This is a genomic window from Sphingobacterium siyangense (assembly GCF_023277505.1).
GTDB classification, from domain to species: Bacteria; Bacteroidota; Bacteroidia; order Sphingobacteriales; family Sphingobacteriaceae; genus Sphingobacterium; species Sphingobacterium siyangense.
This window is the reverse complement of record NZ_CP080574.1, coordinates 212,517-237,131: the sequence shown is the minus strand read 5'-3', so window position 1 is coordinate 237,131 and position 24,615 is coordinate 212,517. Positions and strand designations below refer to the sequence as shown.

Here is a 24,615-nt window from a genome sequence, read left to right as displayed (position 1 = left end):
TATTCTTTAATAAACATTAGCACATGAATTTTAAAATCAACAGTTTTAAAGTGGCTACTAAATTATTGCTATTCAGCAGCAGTTTTTTTGCTGGAGCCGCTTATGCACTACCTTATGCACCCTATGTGCAGGAGGTTCAGACCACAGTCAAGGGCAGTGTGAAAGACGAGCAAGGCAATCCCCTAGTTGGTGCCACTGTCTCTGTGAAAGGCAGCAATTTGCGGACCTCTACCGACGCCAATGGTGGGTTTACACTAGCCAATGTGGCGGAAAATGCTGTTTTAGTCATTCGAATGATTGGCTTTAGCGCCAAGGAAATTACTTATGCTGGGGGCACCAACGTAAACGTACAACTGGTATCTGACACGCAGCAGCTCGAAGAAGCTGTCGTCGTCGGTTATGGCTCACTTGATAAAAAAGAATTGACCAGTGCCGTTTCGAGCATCAAACAGAAAGACATGGTCGCCGGGGCTGTCTCTCCCCTGCTGGCGATCCAGGGTAAAGTACCGGGGCTCAGCGTTATCTCCACCAATGGAACCGATCCCAATGCGGGTATCTCCCTGCAATTGCGCGGTGTCAATTCGGTAAACGCCTCTCAGGGTCCCCTCGTGGTCATTGACGGTGTTCCTGGTGGTGATATCAACTCCGTGGCGAAAGAAGATATTGAATCCATCAACGTGCTGCGGGATGCCTCTGCTGCCGCGATCTACGGAACCCGTGCCTCGGGCGGTGTGATCCTGATCACCACAAAAAAACCACAGGTTGGGAAGGCGCAGGTGAATTTTACGTCTGAATATTTCGTCGAAACCATCCGAAAACGTCCAAAGGTCCTGTCGGCAGAGCAATTTGTCGAATATGGTCTGGGTGAAGACTTGGGGCACCGCACAGACTGGTATGATGAGGTCACCAACAATAATCCATTTAGCCATCGGCAAGTCGCAAACATCAGTGGTGGCTCCGAAAATGCCAATGTCTACAACACCTTTACTAAACGCGATGCCAAAGGAATGGCGATCACCTCCAAAAGGGATGAAATCGGCGGACGGATCAATAGTGCCTTTAAATTTTTCGATGGTTTTGCGGAGTTGAATACCAATGTAAGCTACAACCAGGTGAAAGCATTTGGCTCCAATGGCGACATCTTCAACAACAATGACATTTTTAATATGGCCTTGGTAATGAATCCTACCGAAACACCATACGATGCCAATGATGTCAGTGGCTACAACGTACTGGAAGGTGGTTACGATACCTGGAATCCCGTGGCCGAAGCACGTCTGCGCAGTGATGAAAAACAATTCAAATACCTGTTGGCAAATGCGACCTTAAAGTTAAACCTCACAGAGCATCTGACCACCAGTGCCACCATCGGGATAAAGAACAACAGCGAACATGGCAATTATTACCGATCGGCACAACATCGCATTTCACGAGAGAACAATGTGGACGGATTTGCCAAGCAATATTATAGCCGGTTCAATGACCGCGTCTTTGAATGGACCGCCAACTATACGAACCGCTGGGCGGCACATTCCTTGAATGCTGTGGCGGGCTATAGCTACCAGGATTTTAACGGACAAGGGTTTTCGGCCGAAAACTCTAATTTCCCCGTTGATGGTATTGGGGAAAACGATATGGGTACAGGAACCTATTTACCTGACGGACGTGCAGGTATTGGATCCTGGAAAAATCCTTGGGTCAAACTAGCCGCCTTTTTCGGCCGTGTCAACTACTCCTATTTAGACCGCTATATCCTGACCGCAACGGCACGTTACGAAGGATCCAGCAAATTTGCGCCTAAAAACAGATGGGGATTCTTTCCCGGACTATCCGCAGGATGGCGTGTTTCTCAGGAACCTTTCCTACGCGATGTCACATTTATCAATGACCTAAAATTACGTGCGGGCTACGGCGAAACGGGCAATGAAGGTTTTGATGCCAAAGTTGCCACGCGGATGTATAGCGCCGACACCTGGTTTTTGCAGGATGGAAAATGGTTCAGAACCTATGGTGTGATGCATAACCAAAATCCGGATATCAAATGGGAGGTCAAAAAAGAATACAACCTTGGTTTAGATTTCACGGTACTGAACAATCGTTTAAATGGCCGTTTTGATATCTACAAACGGAAGATCGACGATCTGATTTATGACATCAGCGTATCCCAACCGCCGGCGATCCACGATAAAACCACCATGAATGTGGGAAGCATGCAAAATACCGGATATGAATTTGAGCTGAACTTTAAAGCCGTAGACAATGATCATTTCAGTTATACCACCAGCATTGTCGCTTCACATAATAAAAGTAGGCTCAATACCTTATGGGGCAGCCAAACATTTACCGACCGAAAAGACTTCCCGGCACCCGGTTCACCAGGCTCTGCGGTCAGGTTGTACCCAGGCGAGGATATTGGACAGTTTTTCCTCTGGAAATTTGCAGGCTTTACAGATGATGGCTATTGGAAGCTTTATGACAAGGATGGAAATGCCTTTGATGTGCGAGATCGCAACAAGACTGTGGGCGACAAGTCTTTTGTCGGCAATGCGATTCCAACTTTACAACTCTCCTGGAACAACCAATTTACCTATAAAAACTGGGATGCTAGTATCTATATGCGTAGCTGGATCGGCCACGATGTGTTCAATATGATCAATATGTACTACAGCCTACCCAATGTAAAAGGACAGAATGTGCTGGAAGAGGCATACGACAAACATAAAAATATCAAAGGAGAAAAAGAGCTAAGCGATTACTGGTTGGAAAAAGGCACTTTTTTGAAGGTTGACGCGCTGAATATCGGTTATCGTTTTAACCAAAATTGGATCAAACCATTGAAGTCGATGCGCATCTATGCTACTGCACGTGATCTCTTTTTGTTTACCAATTACAGTGGCCTGGATCCCGAGGTCAATATCAATGGCCTTGAACCGGGCTTTGAAGAGCGCAATGTCTATCCAAAGACCAGGACTTTTATGATGGGTTTACAAGTAAATTTTTAAAGCGAACAAACATGAAAAAATACATTTCCATAGCAACATTATCCGTAGCATTATTGCTATCAGGATGTACCAAATTGGATCAGGAGTTTTATAGTTCGGTCACGCCGGACACCTTTTTCAAAAGTGAGAAAGATATCAAGGCCGCCCTATTTAGGCCATTTACCCATGCTAAATGGTATATGGGCGAAGACCGCTGGCGCCTTCAGGAATATACGGCAGACAATTTTGCCATAACCACCAAGGGTCGGCATTGGTATAACGGTGGCGAGAATGAGCGCTATCATTACCACCGTTGGACAGCGGATGACAATTGGATTTGGGGAAGCTGGCGCGGCACCCTGATGGGGGTTGCTCTCGCACTGGATACAAAGAGTGATCTGAGCAAATTGGATTACGGCAAATTTGCCCTGAGCGACGAACGAAAAGCTGCAGATCTCGCACAACTCGATGCATTGATAGCCTATTTTTATCTGCGTGGATTAGATTATTTTGGCGGGATGCCAATTTTCGAATCATTAGACCAAGAGTCCTTACCGCGCAATAGCGATCAGGAACTTTTTGCACATATCGAAAAGCTGCTTAAGGCTGCGATTGAAAATCTTCCTTCAAAGAAGGCCGGCGACAGGGAAGAAGGGGCTATTCGAAAAGCTGCGGCTGCAGCCATGCTGGCACAACTCTACTTCAATGCAGAGGCTTATATTGGTAAAGCGATGTATGCTGAGAGCCAAAAATTGGCACAGGACATTGTCAATAAGGTCTATGGTGATTATGCCTTAGATACCAAATGGAACGGAGTGCACGGATTTAAAAACAATGAATCACCCGAGATTATCTGGTCTATGCCTTCCGAATTCAAGATGCTGGAGTACAATTGGTTTTATGCAGACTTCTATCACTACAACACGAAGCAGTTCTTTGCACAGGACATGGGCGGGAATAATGGCGCTCACCTGACACCCTCCAAGAAACCCAATGGCTCAAGCTACGGTGTGGACTTCAAATTAGGTTCACCCTTTGAAACCTTCGACCAAGGCGACCTACGCAAAGCACCTTACGTCTATCACGGCTCGGACCAATATGAGGGTATGTTTATTGTAGGTCCGCATAAAACACCTACTGGCGAAGCTATTCTTGGTGGTGAAGAATACAAGGACAAGCCTTTGAACTTTGTAGACCAAGTGGGTCGTTTTTCAGAAGTTGGCCCCGGAAAAAAATACAGTTCCATCGATCAGTTGCCCTCTAAAATGTCTGAAGGAGAGGAAAACACCGGCATACGGCTGGTGAAGGTACCGATCCCAAATCTGGCCAACAATACCTTACGCTGGGGAGCCGATATGCCGATTATCCGACTGGCAGAAGTTTACTATATGCTGGCCGAATGTGATTTCAGATTAGGGAACAAGGAAAAGGCGGCAGAACTATTCAATGCTGTCCGAAAGCGAAACTTTTCCAATGCAACCGATCCTAATCCTGTGACCAGCGCCAATATTGACAAGTACCGTATTCTGGATGAATGGAGTATTGAGTTTTTAGGGGAAGGTCGGCGACGTACAGATCTGATCCGCTGGAAAGCTTTTACTACGGAAAAGTGGTGGGATCATAGTCCAAGTACTTCCACACATCTAAATCGTTTCCCAGTACCCAACCAAGCTATTGCCGGCAACAGCAATCTGGAACAAAATCCGGGATATTAAAGTTTACATGGCGCATTTCAATTAGTTACATGCTCCTTTTACAATTTTTAATGTATCTTTAAAAAATATTTAGGTATATTTTGTAAGTGCAAAAAGGTTGGGAACTTCGTTCCCAACCTTTAATTTTACAATTTCTCAGTCATCGACAATTTGTAACCTAAGCCCACCTTAATCACCTCGCTACTTTGTATTTAGAACATAAACGCTTCTTAGATAGTAAATTTATTATATTAGCATAACAAATTGATATTACACATCTAAATGAACAATCAGCTTAAGGATATTTTTTTTCAATTATTGCGTATAGGGCTTTGGGGGAAAGGTCGACTATCAATGATACAGCCCATGACCTCGGAAGATTGGAATACAATCCGAAAATATGCAATAAATCATACAGTTGAAGGCATTATTTACGATAGTTTTTCTTTTTTAGAGGAACAGCAGCTTCCCCCCCAGTCCCTTAGAATGAAATGGGTTGTTCGCATGGATAATATTGAAAGACAGAATGAAAAGATGAATACTGTAATTGCGGAGCAATTCACCCTTTTTAACGCAATGGGCCTCAGACCTATTTTGTTAAAGGGACAGGGCATAGCTTCCTGCTATCGCATCCCCAATCACCGGACATGCGGAGATATAGACTGGTATTTTGATAACAATGGATATGCTGAAGCTAGAGATTATCTAAAAAAGAATTCAATAAAATTTCGTGACACTGCAGGATTTAGTCTTGACTATGCATGGAGGAATATCTGCATTGAACATCATAAGAAATTGTTTGATATCAGAAGCCCATTTAAGCTCAACTATCTACGTAGATTAAAAGAACGTTATAGAGACCTGAAGCAAACACTAACAATCGAAGATACTTCTATTCGCTTACTTGCTCCAGAATTGCAGCTTCTCCAAGTGAATGGACATATATTAAAACATATGATTTCTTTTGGTATCGGTTTACGTCAATTATGCGATTCAGCTCGTTTATATCATGCATCCCATACTACGATAAATAAAGAAGATTTATTGGAAATGTATACCAAAAGCGGCATTATAGATTGGATACATTTATTACATAAGATTTTAGTTGAGTATCTGGGATTATCAATCGATGAAATTCCTTTTCCTTACCCTGAAAATTTAGATGCAGATTGGATGATGACTGAAATTTGGTATTCGGGCAATTTTGGCTTTCATGATGAGCGGTTCGAAGATGGAAAGGTCATCAATGCCATATCCTCACTGCCGGAAGGACCTAAAAGATTATGGAAAAACTTTAATAGATACGTGCGATATGCGCCGCAAGAAGTTTTTTTCTTCACACTTGTCCACTCGTATTCCAGATTTATTGGCAAAGACAGTGATTAAAAAATATAAAAAGACTTCCCTGTTCGGGAAGTCTTTTTATATTAGAGTTATAATTTCTGTTCAGTAGGAGTACTGCTCTCTTTCTTTTGGAGCTGAATTTGATTACCTTCAAGCTCTTCGGCCTTTACACCTTTTGGATTGCTCCATAATTTTTTCTTATAAGCATCCAGCTTTTCCTCGACTTTCTTTCCATCAAGCTGCTGCCCACCATTTTCGGTATCTTTTAGATTCTGTAACATTCCTGGAGAGGATTCACGTACAATTGTGCTTGCAAACTTGTTCTGTACGAAAAAATCATCCATGCTCATCTCATACAGCCCTTTGTCCGGATCGGAGATATCGACCTGAACCAAAGCATAACGTAACTGCGGAAAGTAAAGCCAAAACGCTGGTGTAGCACCGACCGATTCTGCCAGTTCAGCCGAAGTTGTTATATTCATCAAGGGAGCCACGCCAATAATACGCGTTTCAAGCCTACTACGCTGTTTATCAAAAAAGATATCCTCTTTTACGCGGAATTTAGTCACACGAGCTGGATCAAATTCGTTCAGCGCCATTTTGGAATCAATCTGGTTTCCTTCACCATCAAAAATGGGCACAAGCACGCTGTCTGCAAATCTTGCCATACCCTCCTGTGCACTTAATCTTCCTTTAAAAGAATCATCGTCTGGGCTATATAGCGATAGCTTTCCCTTTTCAATGGCTTTCATAATCACCTCTATTAAAGAATTTCCCGGCACAGCCAATATAGCGTTCTTCTCATCTTTCAGGTCAATATCTCGCCAGACGCGTTTATAAAAACGAATATTCTTTTTATTAACCTCCGGATAAGCAAAGGGCACAGCATCTTCCATATTATTTGCCTGATAGAATCCATCTGTTGTCGGAATAGTATCCTGGATGACCTCCTGAGAAACGTTTACATTAAGTGTATCGGGAATTATATTTTCTTGTGCTGTAGCAGTTCCAATGCCTAACCCCATCAAAACTGTCGTCAATATTTTTATGTTCATCACGTTTAATTTATATGGTGATCAATGAATTAATACTTCCGTGTTTTACTTTGTACGGTAGGCATTTCGAACGCCGACATCACACAACGGAAACCGATATAGGAATGTGGTTCATAATCTACGGAATAGTTTCTGGTTTCACTATTCAGCTGCTCACCATTATCTTTCCAGGAACCGCCACGTACCACCTTACGTTTGAGCGCATCACCATCCTTCGCATCCGCATCATATAATAAAGCGGGGTTCAAATCATTTACAAACACGACTGCAGAGGGACTATACGCATCCAATGTCCATTCCGATACATTCCCAGCCATATTATATACACCAAAGGCATTTGGCATATAGGATTTAACAGGCAATGTAAAGGTTGCACCGTCACGGGAATATGTCCCCTCGCCCTGCTTGAAATTTACTGCTAATTTCTTTTTACCTTCCGTTCCATCAATCGTCATACGGGAACCTGCTATTGTATCCTGAGGGTCCAATTTACCAGAAGCCGCATATTGCCACTGGGCTTCCGTAGGAAGACTAAGACTTAGCTGATAACCATTTAAATACGAGTTTTTTAATACTGTTGCAGCCATTTCATTAGCGCGCCAATCTGTGAAAGCACGAGCTTGTCTCCATGTGACCCCTACAACGGGATAATAGTCAAACGAAGGATGCGTAAAATAATTCGCATCTAGCGATGCAAGCTGCGCATTTGGAAAATCTTTGGTCCATATATCCTCTATGGGCATAACCGAAACCGTATCTGTTACGTATTTCTTTTTCATATTTCCTTTCGACTGTAAATAGGAGAACCTGTACCTGATCACTTCTGGATTGAGTGCCCGTCTATTCCCTCGCATCTCCAACATAGGAGCCAAACGCTCCTGAACAGTCGGATCGTTACTCTTCCAAAGCGGAGAAATTTTCTTGACTTTGGCCCAATTAATACGTTTCTGACCAACTTCCTCTCCAGCAATATCCAAAAAATAACTATCATCCTGCAGGTAATCCGTTACGGCTACAGAATCTGCTACCCAATTGACAAATTCACGGTACTGTTTATTGGTTACTTCCGTTTCGTCTATAAAGAAAGCACTTACACTAACGTTCTTACCCACATTTCCACTATCCAATGAGCCTTTAAAAAGTATTGTTCCGGAAGGGATATACACCATTCCCGGTGGCGGGGGCAACTTACCGCCCTTAAAAGCATTTACCTTTGGCGCCTTATACATAGCGGAATTAGACTTGCAGGCAGCGAAGCCGATTAATATAGCAAAAGCCAATAGCCCAAACAGCTGACGCTTATTATTCGCTTTAAATATATTTTTCATACGTTTATTTTTTCAATTAGCTTACTTACGATTGAATAGCGCATATTTTACACCCACGGAAACAAAGCCATATTGGTCATTGCTCTTATTTTTGACGCCGTCAAGATTATCATTTGTTGTCAAAGTATGTTGGTAATTAACGTTGATTGCCCATTGGGGTCCATACAACGTGCGGCCAAATGGAATATCAAGCCCAATATTTAAAGGAATGACAAAATGGATTTCGCCCAGATCATTAGAAAGTTCACCTCCATTATTCTCAAGATAATCCTTATAGAAACTTGACGTTGTTCTATTTATTCTATTTTTCACCAACCCGGCCCCAGCTCCGACATAGATATTAGATAGCACTCTCGACAAAGTATTGGCTTCTAAGGTATAATAACTATAGTTATCAGGATGGCCCATAAATTGACCTATACGGATTTTACCATTTATATTGCCAGCAAAATATCTGTTTTTAAATTCACTGTCATATCCATTACCGGCTAAAGTTCCTTTTTCACCTCGCAATCCAACAGAAAGATAGGGCGTAATTAAATAATCAGCCTCTCCATAGAAGGCAAATTTAGGTTCGACATTCGCTAAATCTGTAAAATTTAAAGCAACACCTGCCCCCGCTCCCACACTGATAGGTCGAGAAAACTGTCCGAAAGTAGTCTTAGCCATCAAAGACAGTAAGGCTACAAAAGCGCATAGTAACTGTTTTTTCATTTGTATAATTTATTTTTCACTGATAAAAGAACTCTTAAGGTTAGGTCAAATAGATCGCATATAAATCTAAGCAATCAAAACGATATAATTAAAAACGACGGTGCTCAGCCTTTATTGTAAAAAACAAACCCCAAGTCGAAGTATCGACTTGGGGTTAAACAACAATAAGGCCAAAAATTCGATGATCTAAAATTTATTTTATATTTAGTCGATCTTTAAGATCCTGCCAAATTTTAGCGATCCCTGTTTTCTTCTTCCCTTTATCGCCATAACCGTAGCCATAGCCATAGCCGTAACCATAGCCTTTTGCAAAATCAACATCATTAACTATTGCAGCCAAGTTTTTCAACTTGCCATCAACATATAACTCTCGAGGTACCTGTAATAAGCGTTTGTCCAGATAATTTGCTCTAGAAACATATAATGTAAGGTCAGCATTATGAGCAATTAGTAAGGTATCGGTAACCAAACTTACTGGAGCGGTATCAACAAGAACATAATCATAATGCTCGCGTGCATACTTAATTACATCATCAAAGTGTCCGTTCATTAAAAGTTCAGCAGGATTTGGTGCTATATATCCAGAGTAAATTACATCGAAATCATAATTCCCCGGTTTTTTAATGATGATGTTATCGACATCCATATCCGGATTGATCAAAAACTGTGTAATACCCACATTTGTATGTTGTAAGTGTGATAAACCCAAATAGTCTAACACTTTCGGGCTACGAATATCCGCACCTATCAATAGTACATTTTTGCCCGACATCGATAAGATTTGGGCGAGGTTTGTCGTTACAAAGGATTTTCCCTCCCCCGAAATTGTAGAGGTAACAAATACAACTTTTGAGCTTTCCTTTTGATCAGCACCAAACATAAAGTTCATATTGGTTCTCAAAATTCGGAATGCTTCAGCCAAAGAAGAGCGGTCATTTAAATGAATGACTGTATCCTCTGCACTCGGAATCTCACCCAATACAGGAGCCTTCACGATATCCTCTATATCTTTTCTAGAATGAACCTTATTATCCAATAAGAATTTAATGTAGATAAGTGCGAATGGAATTAGAAAACCAATAATCAGGGCTGAAAAGAGGATAATGACTCCACGCGGAGAGACAGGTACGCCATTATTGTACGCAGCATCAATGATTTTTAAGTTATCTGGAGTCGCTGCAGCTTTGACTTCACTTTCTTCTCGTTTTTGCAATAATAATAAATACAAAGACTCTACAATCTGCTGCTGTCTAGAGATTTTTTTAAACCCTTGTTCCTGATTTGGAATAGAACTTATGCGTCCCTTAATTTCATTAGATTTCCTTTCAATACTATTTAATGCTAGCTTCGTTACTTTCTGATAGTTATCGAGAGATTGTCTTATATTTTTATCACTTTCTTCAATATTCTCATTCAAAGCTACCACTGTGGGATTTAATTCTGATGCAGATTTTAATAAATCATCTCTTTCCAATACAAGTTTATTATACTCTGCTATTGTTGAAACAATAGATGCATCTTGAAGGCCTATATTTGATGGCAACAATTTGCCTGGCTTTTGATTTCTCAAAAAATCATTCATATGATCAACGAGCTGCAATTGCGTGCGGTATTCCAAAACTTTCTTATCATTTTCCGAGGCATTATTGAGAAATACTCCTGCTTCAGTTGCCATATCCACCATCGAATTGGAAGTTTTAAACTCCGCGGCTTCTTCATCAGCACCTGAAAGATCTTTTGAAATCAATACCAGTCTCTTATTGATAAAATCAGAAGTTGCGCGCGTCATTCGAAGTTTATCATTTGTCAGGTCGGCATTATATGTTTCTATAAGACTATTCAACACTAATTCTGCCTTTTTCCCTAATGTGGAAACCATAGCAAAGTTTACAATGTAAGATTGCATTTCTTTACTTGGAGAAATCAAAATCGAGCTTAAGTTAAGATCTACGGCCCAGTCTCTAGGAATAACTTTAATCTCAAAATCATCATTCCTATTTAATGGAAAAGAGCCGTTACGCCGAAAAATAATTGAATTTTTACCTATCTTAACTATCTTATCGAAACCTGCAGTTATTTTCTCGTCAGTAGTCGTATTAGTAATCTTTAAATTCAACTTCTCGTCCAAACTTACCTTAATTGATAACCTTACACTATCCAAATTCCCTTGTGGTTGTATGTAAAAAGGCATATCTCTTTCCAACAGTTCAGAAGACCTTATATTACCTTTTTTCTCATAAATTATATTGAGGTGATGCTGATCCACTACTTTTCGCATCAGTCTTCTAGAAGTCAGTACTTCAATCTGATCAGTCACGAAAGCAGATCTAGAACCTCCAAACCCCATGCTACTGCTTAACTCTGCAATCCCGGCCAATTCTCCAGCAGATGCGCTTCGTTCATCTCTCAGCAAGATCTTTGCAGTTGTGCTATAAGTCTTCTGCGCATAACGCAAATAAACTACTGCGACTGCCAAAGAAAGAATAACGGAAATTACAAACCATTTCCAATAGAAGGCATATTGCTCAAATAACTGCCTTAAATTAACTTCTTCTTCCTTATCTTCTTTAAGATGTATAGATTTCTGTTCCATAGATAATATTATCTGGTCAATATTGATATGACGGTAATTAAAAGACTTGATATCGAAATTATAATATTTGTATTTGCGCCTAATTTCGAACTATTGATCTGAGCTTGATTAGGCTCAACATATATAACATCGTTCTGGGCTAAATAATAATAAGGCGAGTTTAGCGTGCTTTGCTTTGTAAGATCTAAGCGATTCATCGTCTTCTGACCGTTAACTTCGCGAATGACCATGACATTTTCACGTACTCCTCGAATAGTCAGATCTCCAGCCATACCAAGAGCTTCCAATACCGTCACCCTTTCAGATGGTAACACAAATGATCCCGGCCTAGCGACTTCGCCTAATACTGAAACCCGGAAGTTATTAAAATTTATATTAACTCCAGGATCTTTGATATATTTCTCAAGCTCTGATCGAATCTTCTCGATTGCTTCAATACGTGTCAAACCAACAACTTTGGTTTTACCTAACATCGGCAAAGTTATATTCCCATCATTATCAACAGTATAAGTTGGCCGCAAAGCCATATCAGTATTTTGGGACATATTTCCGTTTGCTATTGAACTTATAGGGTTAAATGGCGCTGTCACTTTAGGATCAGCAGCTGTTACTACAACAGTCAGGATATCATTCACCTGAATTTTGGGCACATACTGATCATATAAAGTATTTACCTGCGTCGAATCATTTTGCAGATAAACCATTTTTTTCCTTGATCCACATGAACTAAATAATATAATTATCAAGGCGCAAAAGAGCCCCATTGATAGGCCATACTTTAAAATTGATTGCATGTTTTTATTTCTAATTTGAATTGATTGCTATTATCTAATTGACAAAATTATATTTTTTTTGCAAATACTTGAAATTCGTTGACGTTTACAAAACGCAAGCCAATAAGCAAAATTTGTGCCTGAAAAAATTTCACCTGCAAATAATCTAAATTGATTTAAAATATTCAACAGGCCAGGTAAAATCATCTTCTACAGCATGCGATAAAGGATAATCTGCATAAACCAACAATTCACTATCCTGTTCCAACGCCCTAAAGGCTGTTGCATAGCCATTTGGCACATTCAACACCTTCATTTCCCCCGCTCTTAATACGATATTATGAATTGGTAATGATTGATCAGGCTTTGCCCAATTGTCGATTTTCACCAAATCTAATGAAAATTCTCCTGAAAGTACATAAAACCATCTTTGCTCAATTTTATGTCCTCGCCAACCTCGAGTCAACTCTGTATCTGCATTCCTTATAATATAAAACCGTTTGACTAGACTCATATCAAATTCATTTACAAAACGAATTGACCCTCGTTCATCCTGCGCTATCCCACCTTGGATTATATTTGGTTCCATGCTTATCATATTAATAAATTGCGTATTTTTTTACAATATATGCTTTTAATATCAAATAGACTGCGCTTAAGACAGTGAGTAAAACAATAGCAAATATAAGTTGCAAATAGACTGAAGCATCAGCGTATTGGATAACCAAATATCCAACAATAAATTGTAATAGTCCATAGACAAAAGAGACTAAAAGTTTATTCACCTTTGCTTCATTAGCCAAGAATTGATATAAATGAGAACGATGTGCTTCAAAAATATTTTCTCTGCGTAATAATCTTCTAATAATAGTCCAAACCGCGTCTAATCCGTAAACAGCTAAAAATAAGATATAAATCAAATTACCGGTTTTTATTATAAGAGCGCCTAATGCAAAAAGTAAAATGTAAGCAATAGCTACGGACCCAACGTCACCGGCGAAACATTTAGCCTTCATCCTAAAGTTGAAAAAAGAAAAAACGATCACTCCTAATAGGGAATAAGTTAACAAATTTTGGTCTATAAACATCAGCTGATTATTGACAATCGAGAGTAAAATGCCAACCGATAAGCTATAACATGCTGTAATGCCATTGATCCCATCCATAAAATTATACGCATTAATAACACCTACAATAATGATAAATGTAAGGAGGAGATAATACCAAGGCATAGAAAATACCTCTAACTGGTAAGTCATTAACAACACCGATGCAAAATGAATCAACAGCCGTATTTTATTTGAAAGCGTGAATATATCATCAAGGAATGATATTATTGTCATTAACGACAATCCAAGAAAAAACCAAGGATACTGAAAACCAGATTGAACGAAGTAGATCAAAGCCGCGAAATAAAAAATTATGCCCCCTCCGCGTAATGTTATCGTACTGTGGGACGATCTTTCATTCGGTTTGTCAATTATGTTAAATTTGTCTGCGACTTTGAAATATACAAGCTCCAAAATGAACAGTCCAATTAAAATAAATATATATATCATTACTTCAAATATTGTAGTTTAACCTGTACTAATTTGTTAATAAATTATTATCCAGATTTTCAAAAATAGAATTTTGAGATTTAAACTCCGGCACAATGGATTTAATCAAAGAAACCATCTGCATTTTATCATCCATCGGATTAGCCCGCTTAACTAAATCACAGAGATTATCAATTATAACCTTTTTTTCCGCCAAATTTAGGGTATTTACTTTTGCAATCATGATTTTTTCATGATAAGTTTTTTCGGTATTTTCTCCGTTAGCCAACAATTCCTCGTAGATCTTTTCTCCCGGTCGCAATCCAACGACTTTGATATCGATATCTTCAGGATAAGATAACCCTTTTAAGCGGATCATCTGTTTTGCTAGGTCCATTATCTTAACCGATTCACCCATATCAAATACGAATATCTCGCCCCCATTTCCCATTACGCCCGCTTCCTGCACAAGCTGACAGGCTTCTGGAATAGTCATAAAATATCGTGTAATGTCTGGATGAGTTATCGTAATTGGCCCGCCTTTCTCGATCTGCTTTTCGAACAATGGAATAACTGATCCATTTGAACCGAGCACATTCCCAAACCGCGTTACAATAAAGTTAGTTTTTGAATGCTCATTAACGACACTGACAGCGATTTCCGCAACACGCTTTGTCGCCCCCATAACATTGGTCGGATTTACAGCTTTATCCGTCGAAACCATTACAAATTTTTCGACTTCATATTTATCTGCTAATAAAGCAAGATTATAGGATCCAAAAATATTAGTCCATATAGCTTCATAAGGATTAGCCTCCATCAACGGCACATGTTTATATGCAGCAGCATGGAAAATCAATTCAGGTCGATAGTGCTGAAATACACTTTCCATGAAATCCTTATCGCGAACATCCCCAACTATAAAATTGAAATGTTCAAAAAAAGGATTAGAACGCAGTTCTTGTTGTATATCATACAATGCAGATTCAGCCTGATCCAGGACAATTAAATGTCTCGTAACTAATGCAATTTGACGCACTAATTCTGAACCGATAGATCCTGCACCTCCTGTAACAAGAACTACTTTATCAGCCAACGCCTCCTTAATAATAGGATTGTCAAGCTGTATCGCTTTGCGGCCGAGAAGATCTGAAACTTTTAAAGCCCTGATTTGCTGGGCAGCAACATTTCCTTCCAATAAAGCCGCAGAGTTAGGAATGATCTTTATTTTAATTGGGAGCAACTCAGCTTTCGATGAAATATTCTTTAGTCGTTCTGGCGATGAATTATCAATTGCAATAACCAATTCCTGCGCCCCTCCAATGCGCTCCAGCAATTTCTCATTCAGTTCTTCAAGCGGTCTGACGCGAATCCCTTGAATATAACGGCCTATTCTATTGGGATTATCGTCAATGATAGCGACTACTTTATAGCGATTTCGAGAACCTAATTGCAATAAATTATACGTATTGTGACCCATATTTCCTGCACCGAATAAAATAACCGGGATCGCATTCTGTCTGCTGTTCCAAAAAAAGCTATGATATGCTGTTTTATAGAGCAAACGAACGGATGCCATGGAAATCCCAGTTAAAAGGGCATGAAACAGCAGCTGGGTTTGGGAAACATAGTAACGGCTCTCAATTGGGTTCGAAACAATAGCTTCCCATAGGTAAGACAAAGAAACTCCGATAATAAACGCAACGGCGATACAATTTCCAATTAATTTGAGATCGCGCAACCCCGTACGTCTTACAATACTTTGATAAGGCTTAAACCAAATGAAGACAAGAACATAAATTGAAGACATGATCGCAGACTCCAATAACATAATAGGCCACGAAATTTCACCGCGATGCTTCATAACCAGAATATAGCTCAAAACAAAATTGAACCAAACAATAAAAAGGTCGATTAGAAACACCAACCAGCGCGGTCCATCTTTCCGGAGAAATCCCTTAAGACGATCTCCACTATCATTTTGCTTATCCCTAATTTCCATCTTTATGTTGTGTTAAATTGCAATACTCCATTTTGCTTCCCATGACTTCGTTCCGTCAAGCTTTACAATTCCCTCTTTCTCGGAAAACAGCAAATTGTGATTAATATGGTCTGGTAAACCCTGCCATGGCTCCAAACAAATAAAAGAACTACCCGGCACAGACCATAATCCAAAATATGGGAACCCTTCAAAGGAAAATATCAGCTGTTTATTGTCGGATTTTAAGCGGACCGAAGTGGAATTTAAATTTTTAAGTATCCATGCATCCTCTTTAAAAGTTTCCTTATTGAAAAATAGACAGTGATTTTCTAATTTGATCTTATTATAAGTTTTAGACAGCAAATTATCATGAAGAAAATACCGTTCCACCCTATCATCTGCTGGGAATTCTATATAACATCTCGTATCAACCTGATCGTATGAACAATTAAATGCAGGGTGGGCGCCTAGCGAAAAATAGATTTCCTCTGTCCCTTGGTTGAAAACAGCATAACTGACTTCCAGCCTGTTTCCCTTCAATTCATACTTTATTCGCAAAGAAAATTCAAAAGGAAAACAATATCGTGTAGCTTCATTGGCTTGAAAAGAAAAAACAATGCTTGTTTCTGTCTTTTCCACAAGCTCGAAACTGTTATCGCGCGCAAAGCCGTGCCTAGGTAGACTGTAGGATTGTCCGCCATATATAAACCGACCTTCCTTCAATGCGCCTACTATAGGAAAAAGGATTGGACTAGATTTTGCCCAGTATCGCTCATCGGCCTGCCATATCCATTCATAATTATCACCTTTGTCCACGGCAGACTGTAATTCTGCACCTTTCTCTTTTATCCCAACCCTAAGAAATTCATTCTCAATTGTATGCATCAATCAAACTATTAACCTATGATATCTTTCATCATTCTGTCCACTTTCTCCTGAAGAACAAGTTGTAAGCCAGGATAATCAGCTGAATCCTTTAAGTTTTCTTTCACTGAACAGTAAAACTTGATTTTAGGCTCTGTCCCAGATGGTCGTGCGGAAATTACGTCACCATCTACTGTTATGAATTGTAACACATCCGACTTGGGCAAAAAGATCGCAGTTTTTTCGCCAGTAAACATATCTGTTGTTTGGGAAAGTTGATAATCACGAATTTCCTTGACTTGAACACCTCCAAGACTCTTCGGTAAATTATCGCGTAGTCCCGACATTATAGCCTGAATTTCCTCGGCACCAGCTTTCCCTTTTTTTGTCAAAGAGATCAGTTTTTCCTGATAGCAACCAAACTCTTTGTAGATCTCCATGAGAACTTCATAAACTGTTTTGCCTTCTGTTTTGAAATAAGCAGTCATTTCGGCAATAAAAGCACAAGCATTTAATGCATCTTTATCTCTAACAAGATCGCCAACAAGATAGCCATAACTTTCTTCTCCACCGGCGAGATATTGCGCTGAATCGTCTAAACGGGTAATCAGTTCACCAATATATTTGAAGCCTGTAAGCGTTTCATAACAAGGCACACCGAAATGGTTTGCTATTTCTGACTCCAGATTTGTTGTTACGATAGTTTTTACGATATACGGATTGGCTCCCAATTGTTTTAGGTGACTTTTTGCGCTAAGAACATAGTATATCAACAGGCTACCGATCTGATTGCCATTAAGCAGTTGAAACTGTCCTTGATTGTCTTTTACGACAATACCAACGCGATCGGCATCAGGGTCTGTCGCCAATACAAGATCGGCATCAATTTCTTCCCCTTTTTTCTTTGCTAAAGCCATTGCATCTTCCTCTTCGGGGTTTGGATAGACTACCGTTGGAAAGTTGCCATCGGGAGTAGCTTGTTCGGCAACAACGGACACATTTTCAAATCCCCAGGCAGCCAGCATTTTAGGAACGATTGTAATTCCCGTACCATGTATCGGAGAAAAAACGATCTTTAAATCTTTTTGTGCCAATACAGCTTCTGGGTGAATACTCAATGTTTTATTGGCATCAATGTAAATCTGATCGATTTCATTCCCCACAGGAAGGATATTGTGTGTATTTCCCTCAAATTTAATGTCACTAACCGATGTGATTGCGTTCACTTCATCAATGACATTTCTATCATGTGGAGCAGTTAGCTGGCAACCATCGTTCCAGTAAGCCTTATAACCATTGTATTCCTTTGGGTTGTGTGAAGCCGTTAGCATAACACCGCTCTGACAGCCGAAATGGCGGATGGCAAACGACAGCATTGGGGTCGGGCGTAATTCGGTGAACAGATGTACCTTGATGCCGTTGGCAGCAAACACATTGGCAACTAGATGACCAAAATCCTGCGAATTGTTGCGGCTGTCATAGGATACCGCCACTTTAATCTCTTGATCAGGGAACTGTTTTTTAAGGTAGTTAGACAGACCTTGGGTTGCCTTACCGATTGTATACTTATTCATCCGATTGGAGCCCACCCCCATAATGCCCCTTAAGCCTCCGGTTCCAAACACAAGATCCCTGTAAAAAGAGTCTGTAAGCTCCGTGTTCTCATTATTATCGATTAAATGCTGAACCGCATTACGGGTTTCTTCATCATAACTTGGTGTTAACCAACCTGCGATTTTTTTTTGTAAGTTTTTATCTAAATCTAAAAGTTCCATCATTACTAAGGTTAATTGAGTAGTGTAAAACACTATTTTATGAATGATTGTATTGTATGTTTTAAACCTTCTTTCGCACTTATTGGCAGTTGCCTTAAATACAGCGCTTGCTTTATTTTTTCATTGGATACGACATATGATTCTGTTAGCTTTTTCAAACGCTCCGAATTCAGCGGAAGAGGCAAAAAATCGCCAGCTTTTACGAGCGCTTTAATAAAAGCAGAAGGAATTGCAGATAATCTTGGTTTTTTTCCGAGGGTCTCAGAAATCAATGTAACCAGGTCATTCGTAGATAGAGATTCGTCATCAGCGAAATTATAGATACCAGAATCAAGATCTTTTGTCTCGAGCATCGCCTTAATCAAAAACGACAAGTTATCAACACTTAGAAAAGAGCGTTCATTATGAAAAGAAGCTAACGGCCAAGGGATACCTTTTTTTACCACATTGAATAATAGATTTAGATTACCTTTATTACCGGGCCCATGAATCATGCAAGGCCTGATAATAAACAAACGTTTACCTTCGGCTAATTTATTCCCTAAAAGATATTGCTCGGCTTGGTATTTGGATTTACCATAAGCCGTTAGAGGGTTGCCGGTTATATCTTCTCGGACGATAGTATCAACAGAATCTGCTACAGCCTTCACCGAAGAAAAATAGAAGAAATCCTTAATATCAGATTTTATAAACTCTTCAAATAGATTTACAGTCAAATAATAATTAACATCGAAGTATTCCTGATCATGTGATGTATTCGCTGTATCGTGTGCTTTACCTGCTAGATGTATGATTGCATCCGCCTTATTATCAAACTGGTTGATCCAATTATCATTCCTTAAAGAAAGGCTCTGAACTATGTGCTCATTTTCGATAAGATACTTTGTGAGATTTTGACCAACAAACCCCGAAGCTCCAGTAATAATAACATTCATAGGTAGAAAAAAGAATTATTTACGTTTTAAAAAGCCGAATATCTTCCATACGGCACGAGATTTAATTTTGAAAGTACTATATGAAATTTGATTCATTTTAAGGGCTTTCATAATTTCCTCGGAAACTTTTTTATAACTTTCCCAGCCAGAAGAACTCACCCCGCCGACAAGCATACGATGAGTCACAATATTAGAGTAAGCCCAAGAAATTTTATTTTTAAGGAAGAATCTTGTAATCAGCTCATAATCTGCCGCTATTTTGAAGTCAAGTGCATAGTAACCAAGCTTATCAAATAATTCTCTCTTAAAAAATATACCTGGATGCGCAGGCATAAAACCAATTTTAAGTTTTTCAGGTGACCATTTTGCTGCAGAGTAATGTCGTAAAATTTTTCCATCATTATTATGTTGGACAATATTGCCTAAACTCGCACCGACATCATGGTTCTTTAGGAAGTCAACAGTCTCACTAATTACATTAGGGCTAGCCAGCGTATCGTCTGCATTGACTATACCCACATAATCTCCTGTAGCCATTTTAATCCCTTTATTCATTGCATCATATAAGCCCTTATCCGGCTCCGAAATCCACTTTGAAATGACCTGTGGATATTTTTTTATGATATTGAGCGTCTCGTCTTTAGAATTCCCATCTACAATGATATATTCAATATCATTATAGTTCTGCTCTTGCAGCGATCTAATGGTCTTTTCTATTGTTGCTGCTGAATTCCAGCAAACAGTAATTATTGAGATTTTCATACTAATCAAATTTTGGAATAAAGCCCTTGCAAAAAGCTACGAGCAAATCTTTCGGTTCTTTCGGGTAATTCCCCCCAGTTGACAAACCTTTCTGGTCCATTTATCAATATGTCCATAGAACTTGCGAGTTCGACAGCATTTTCTGGATCGAAAAAATAACCTTGATCTCCCAATTGCTCTATATGAACATCAAGGTTAGACGCAATAACCCTTCTCTTCAATGTCTTTGCATCTTCAATAACCGTACTCCAGCCTTCAAATTTACTTGGTTGAATAACACAAATAGCATATTTCATCAAAGCTAGTTGATCTTCTCTTGGTAATAACCCAACTAATTGGACTTGGTCGGAAAGATCGTTCGCCTTAATATAATCTTCAATTTCATTTATTAGGGTTACATCATCGCTTTTATTCGGGCGGCCTGTCATTAATATATTTGCAAAAATCCCGCGATTTTTTAATTCTTTTAAAGCCTTTAGTACAATTAAATGGTTCTTATGAACATAAAATTGATTGCTAACAATAAAGTATTCTCTCGTAGTGTTGTATTTTTGAGTGACGTATTCTTTGCTAGGTAAAGCTTCGACATCGAAAATAGAAGTAAATCTCACTATTTTAGGAGCAAAAGCTGCTTTCATCGGATAAAATTGCTTAAAATGATCTACTGCAGATTGACTAGACAGAATCAGCCCATTACTATTTTTAACAATACTTTTGAACTTTAATTCTCTTAAAAATAGGTTCAATTTGTTAAAATATTGTGGGTAAAATTTGTGTTGAAAATCTGGAATCCAAGAGACCAAATCAATATTCTCAGAATAAGTTTTACCAATAAAGTCATTGAAAGGAAATAACACATCCAAATTGTGGTGGGTAAAATCATTTGTAAAATAAAAATTCCTTCTCAGAAAAAAAGACTTAAAATATCGCTTATAATCGAAGTCGAGATCCACTTCAACAAATTTCACTTTAGAATAGTCTATTTCCTTTAGATATTTTTGCGTTCTCTGATTATAAAACACTACTATTTCAGGTTGTTCATCCGAAGGAAGATAATTGCAGGCTTTTATTACATTAATGAGATAATAAAGCCCTCCTAACCACCTACTTTTAAAAATAAATAAAATACCTATTCTTTTACTTTTCATTTGTTTCATTTATAAGCCAATTATGGTAATTTTTCAATCCTTCCTGAATGGTTATTTTAACCTTAAACCCGTATTTCTCCAGTTCACTCATATCCGAACACCAAAACAGTGGATCTCCAGGTTTTTGAATTCCGTTAAAATTAAGTTGCAATGAAGGATTAATGATATTTAAAAATGTTGAAGCAATATCTTCAATAGAGGTTTCTACGCCCGAACCCAGATTATAAGTTTTACCCTTGAAAAGATTGTTTTGAATAGCAATGTTCAATGCCTCCATAAGATCTTCTACATAAATAAAATCTCTTGTCTCATTACCTTTACCGAATAAAGCCACCTCACCTTTGTTGTTGGCAGAAATAGATTTTTGATAAATATCCCATAACAATTGCTTTTTTATACCGGGGCCGTATGCAGAAAAAATTCTAAACGATACGGTTGATATTCCAAATACCTGAAAAAACTCAGAAATAAGTTGCTCGGTAATCATTTTATGGAAACCATATGGAGAAAGCGGATCTAACTTGGAGTCTTCTTTGATGGGAAGCTTTTTGGGGTTACCATACACTGCTGCACTTGAAAGATTAATAAATTTACAATCCTTATTATATACCCTTATTGCATTAAGTAAGGAATAAACGTTACTTACATTCATCCTAAAGTCTTCTTGAGGATATTCTAGTGAGAAACCCACTCCAGGCGATCCCGAAGCGTTTATACAAACATCAAATTTTTCTAACTTGAAAATATTGTTATAATCTGGAGCAAATCTATCAACCTGAAAATACTTCTCATCCAATGGATACTCCGACACACCGCATCCATAAACATCATGTCCCAAATTTTCAAAATAGCTTAATGCATTCGAACCGATAAATCCTTTCGATCCTATTATAACAATCTTCAATTTTTCTGTATTCATAATATATTTTTATCAAAATCTCTTGAGATTTTATTGTTGAATATCTAGAACTTTTACGACTTTTGCCGGATTACCGGCAACCACGGTAAAGGGAGGAACATCTTTCGTAACCACGCTTCTAGCTCCTACGATCGCTCCTTTTCCAATCGTAACCCCTTTCAATATCATAGATTCGGCGCCTATCCAAGCATGGTCTTCAATAACTATAGGCAACGAATTAACAACATTCCAATTCTTATTTTTCAGATAGTTGCCTTTTTCATTCACATAATCAATATATGTCTGCTTAACATCTTGATCTCTAAATCTATAATCCAAAGAATGAGAATCGTGATCATAAAACACAACACCCCAAGCTACTAGAATGTCATTTCCAAATGAAACTGATGATTTGCAAATAATGCTACTATTTCCCATATATACTCTATCACCTATTTTGACCTTTGAAGTATCTCTCTCGAGAATTATTGTTGTGCCTAATAGACATTGATTGCCTATCTGAACTCGCTCCTTCTGCATTCCATTAACTCGGTTTTTGATTATACTAAAATTTGGTAAAAATTTACTTTCTCCAGCATCCAGAACACTCTTATACCTTCTTTTAACTCCTATCAGCTTACTTAATATGTAGTTTATAATTTTATTCATTACTTCTAATTCAATTGTTTGATAAATGTAGCTGGATTTCCAGCAACGAGTGTAAATGGAGCAACATCTTTAGTTACTACGCTCCCCGCAGCTATTATTGCGCCCTTTCCAATTGTAACACCTTTTAAAACCGACACGCCATAACTTATCCAAACATGATCCTCTATAATTATTTTAGCAGTTTCAACAGCCCCCTGCTCTGATGGATGACCAAATTTTAATAAGTTTTTATAAGATTCGGCCCTTTCTAAATAATTCATTTCGTGGGAATTCGAATCTATTATATTTACATTGTGAGAAATTAGAACATTGTTACCAATACTGATCAATTCTCCTGATCTAATATTTGAACCCTCTCCTATGTATACATAATCACCAAGGATAATCTTACCTCCATGTTTAAAAATCAATAAACTGCCATCGATAATTACACTATTTCCAATAGTAATATTATTAATATCATCGGTTTTATTTTCTACACTTGCCTTCCTTCTAAAATTGCAATCACGACCATGGGCAACAAAACTTTTACAAGAAAGATCATTTAACTTATCTGACATCTTTCTTTTCAAAGTCAAAATGTAAAAAGCTATTAATCCTATAATTTGCTTCATCGCTATTTTTTTAAATATTGAATCATCCTAGCCAATAATTTTGTAGAAAAACTGGTCCTCTTCTTTATGTAACTTCTTGTTTCATTTACGATGTAGTCATCCATTTCAATTGCTTCTGGAAATGAAGTAATCTGATAGTCCCTATCCCAAAATTTTAGAGGAAAAACGTCATAGCTATCTTGATGTCTTCCTGACCCGTCCCAACCAATATTTCTTACCAGAGTGACATCTGGGTATAATATTAGACTATCATTTTTAAATGCATTCCAATAAAATCGAATTCCCCAAGAACTGACCTTTTGCTGTTCCATTTGCTGAATAAACATTTTTTTATAATCATAACTCCCTTCAAAATTAAATTTATCCGCCAACTCCTTATCCATCTTAAGGATATCATAATCCTTACATTCAAAATCTACATTCTCCCAAACTCTGTTCCATGTAGCCCAGCCCCAGGTAGAGGTCAGAGGAAGAAAAAAACTTTTGTGATTAAGCTCTATACTTGGCACGTTATAACTAAAACCAGCAATTTGAAAAACTTTATTTTCATTTTCGTAAAGAGTAAGCGCAGTATTCATATACTGAAGAAATGTAGTACTAGTGATCAAATCATCTTCAAGTACGATCACCTTTCCAAATTCTTTAATGATTTGGCTTACACCAGAGATAACAGAATTTGCCAAGCCTTTATTTAATGTCGAAGTAATAATTTCGACTCTACCACACCATGCTTTAGAAGCGATTACTTCCTTAACCAATTCATTATTTTTTCTATTTTCATCTGACGCTGAGTCAGCTACACCATCACAAAATATAAAAAGAGAAGACTCGGCAGCCAAAGTATTATTGGAAAGAGCTTCCAAGGTCTTTCTAGTGTGTTCTGGACGGTTATAAACAAATAAAACGATTGGTGCCAATGCTGTATTTAAATCCATGTGTATATTTTGCT

The 24,615-nt window shown here is 38.5% G+C and carries 20 protein-coding genes; 3 read left to right on the top strand and 17 right to left on the bottom strand.

Annotation, left to right across the window (positions count from 1 at the left end):
- Nucleotides 1-23 precede the first annotated feature (23 nt).
- The 3 genes from K2F45_RS01025 (at nt 24) to K2F45_RS01015 (ending at nt 6,061) form a co-directional block, all read left to right on the top strand.
- Nucleotides 24-3,002, top strand: coding sequence for a SusC/RagA family TonB-linked outer membrane protein (locus K2F45_RS01025; RefSeq protein WP_248932846.1), 2,979 nt, complete (start codon nt 24-26; stop codon nt 3,000-3,002).
- Nucleotides 3,003-3,013: 11 nt separating this feature from the next.
- A complete protein-coding gene (locus tag K2F45_RS01020; protein WP_248932845.1) occupies nt 3,014-4,696 on the top strand; it encodes a RagB/SusD family nutrient uptake outer membrane protein in 1,683 nt (560 codons plus the stop codon).
- Between the two features lie 261 nt (nt 4,697-4,957).
- Nucleotides 4,958-6,061 (top strand): nucleotidyltransferase family protein, encoded by a 1,104-nt coding sequence (locus K2F45_RS01015; protein WP_075990606.1) that lies wholly within the window; start codon nt 4,958-4,960, stop codon nt 6,059-6,061.
- A 47-nt stretch (nt 6,062-6,108) separates the two neighbouring features.
- Here the strand turns inward: K2F45_RS01015 and porN are convergent, their stop codons facing one another.
- The 17 genes from porN to K2F45_RS00930 all read right to left on the bottom strand — a co-directional run bounded on the left by porN (nt 6,109) and on the right by K2F45_RS00930 (nt 24,601).
- Entirely contained in the window at nt 6,109-7,074 is a 966-nt protein-coding gene (porN, locus tag K2F45_RS01010; RefSeq protein WP_075990605.1) for a type IX secretion system ring subunit PorN/GldN, read from the bottom strand.
- Between the two features lie 29 nt (nt 7,075-7,103).
- Nucleotides 7,104-8,402: a T9SS ring complex lipoprotein PorK/GldK gene (porK, locus tag K2F45_RS01005; RefSeq protein WP_075990604.1), complete on the bottom strand. Its 1,299-nt coding sequence runs from the start codon at nt 8,400-8,402 to the stop codon at nt 7,104-7,106.
- Nucleotides 8,403-8,423: 21 nt separating this feature from the next.
- The gene (locus K2F45_RS01000; RefSeq protein ID WP_248932844.1) at nt 8,424-9,116 is read right to left on the bottom strand and encodes an outer membrane beta-barrel protein; all 693 of its coding nucleotides are present in this window, start codon (nt 9,114-9,116) and stop codon (nt 8,424-8,426) included.
- A 193-nt stretch (nt 9,117-9,309) separates the two neighbouring features.
- Nucleotides 9,310-11,709 (bottom strand): GumC family protein, encoded by a 2,400-nt coding sequence (locus K2F45_RS00995; RefSeq protein ID WP_248932843.1) that lies wholly within the window; start codon nt 11,707-11,709, stop codon nt 9,310-9,312.
- Between the two features lie 8 nt (nt 11,710-11,717).
- A complete protein-coding gene (locus K2F45_RS00990) occupies nt 11,718-12,503 on the bottom strand; it encodes a polysaccharide biosynthesis/export family protein (RefSeq protein ID WP_248932842.1) in 786 nt (261 codons plus the stop codon).
- 145 nt (nt 12,504-12,648) lie between these two features.
- Nucleotides 12,649-13,071, bottom strand: coding sequence for a cupin domain-containing protein (locus K2F45_RS00985; RefSeq protein ID WP_248932841.1), 423 nt, complete (start codon nt 13,069-13,071; stop codon nt 12,649-12,651).
- 10 nt (nt 13,072-13,081) lie between these two features.
- Nucleotides 13,082-14,041 carry an MraY family glycosyltransferase gene (locus K2F45_RS00980; RefSeq protein ID WP_276521438.1) on the bottom strand — a complete coding sequence of 320 codons (960 nt, stop codon included), beginning with the start codon at nt 14,039-14,041 and terminating at the stop codon, nt 13,082-13,084.
- Between the two features lie 28 nt (nt 14,042-14,069).
- Nucleotides 14,070-16,022 carry a polysaccharide biosynthesis protein gene (locus K2F45_RS00975; RefSeq protein WP_248932839.1) on the bottom strand — a complete coding sequence of 651 codons (1,953 nt, stop codon included), beginning with the start codon at nt 16,020-16,022 and terminating at the stop codon, nt 14,070-14,072.
- 12 nt (nt 16,023-16,034) lie between these two features.
- Entirely contained in the window at nt 16,035-16,886 is an 852-nt protein-coding gene (locus tag K2F45_RS00970; protein WP_248932838.1) for an aldose 1-epimerase family protein, read from the bottom strand.
- 11 nt (nt 16,887-16,897) lie between these two features.
- A complete protein-coding gene (locus tag K2F45_RS00965; protein WP_248933815.1) occupies nt 16,898-18,640 on the bottom strand; it encodes a phospho-sugar mutase in 1,743 nt (580 codons plus the stop codon).
- Between the two features lie 32 nt (nt 18,641-18,672).
- On the bottom strand, nt 18,673-19,575 hold the full coding sequence (locus tag K2F45_RS00960) for an NAD-dependent epimerase/dehydratase family protein (RefSeq protein ID WP_248932837.1): 903 nt from the start codon (nt 19,573-19,575) through the stop codon (nt 18,673-18,675).
- 15 nt (nt 19,576-19,590) lie between these two features.
- Nucleotides 19,591-20,337: a glycosyltransferase family 2 protein gene (locus K2F45_RS00955; protein WP_248932836.1), complete on the bottom strand. Its 747-nt coding sequence runs from the start codon at nt 20,335-20,337 to the stop codon at nt 19,591-19,593.
- 5 nt (nt 20,338-20,342) lie between these two features.
- Complete coding sequence (locus tag K2F45_RS00950) at nt 20,343-21,485, bottom strand: glycosyltransferase family 4 protein (RefSeq protein WP_248932835.1); 1,143 nt, start codon at nt 21,483-21,485, stop codon at nt 20,343-20,345.
- Nucleotides 21,475-22,404: an NAD-dependent epimerase/dehydratase family protein gene (locus K2F45_RS00945; RefSeq protein WP_248932834.1), complete on the bottom strand. Its 930-nt coding sequence runs from the start codon at nt 22,402-22,404 to the stop codon at nt 21,475-21,477. The genes K2F45_RS00950 and K2F45_RS00945 overlap by 11 nt, the downstream gene beginning before the upstream one ends.
- Nucleotides 22,405-22,434: 30 nt before the next feature.
- A complete protein-coding gene (locus tag K2F45_RS27405; RefSeq protein WP_420833031.1) occupies nt 22,435-22,821 on the bottom strand; it encodes an acyltransferase in 387 nt (128 codons plus the stop codon).
- 236 nt (nt 22,822-23,057) lie between these two features.
- A complete protein-coding gene (locus K2F45_RS27400) occupies nt 23,058-23,312 on the bottom strand; it encodes an acyltransferase (RefSeq protein ID WP_420833030.1) in 255 nt (84 codons plus the stop codon).
- Between the two features lie 356 nt (nt 23,313-23,668).
- Nucleotides 23,669-24,601 (bottom strand): sugar transferase, encoded by a 933-nt coding sequence (locus K2F45_RS00930; protein ID WP_248932832.1) that lies wholly within the window; start codon nt 24,599-24,601, stop codon nt 23,669-23,671.
- Nucleotides 24,602-24,615 lie beyond the last annotated feature (14 nt).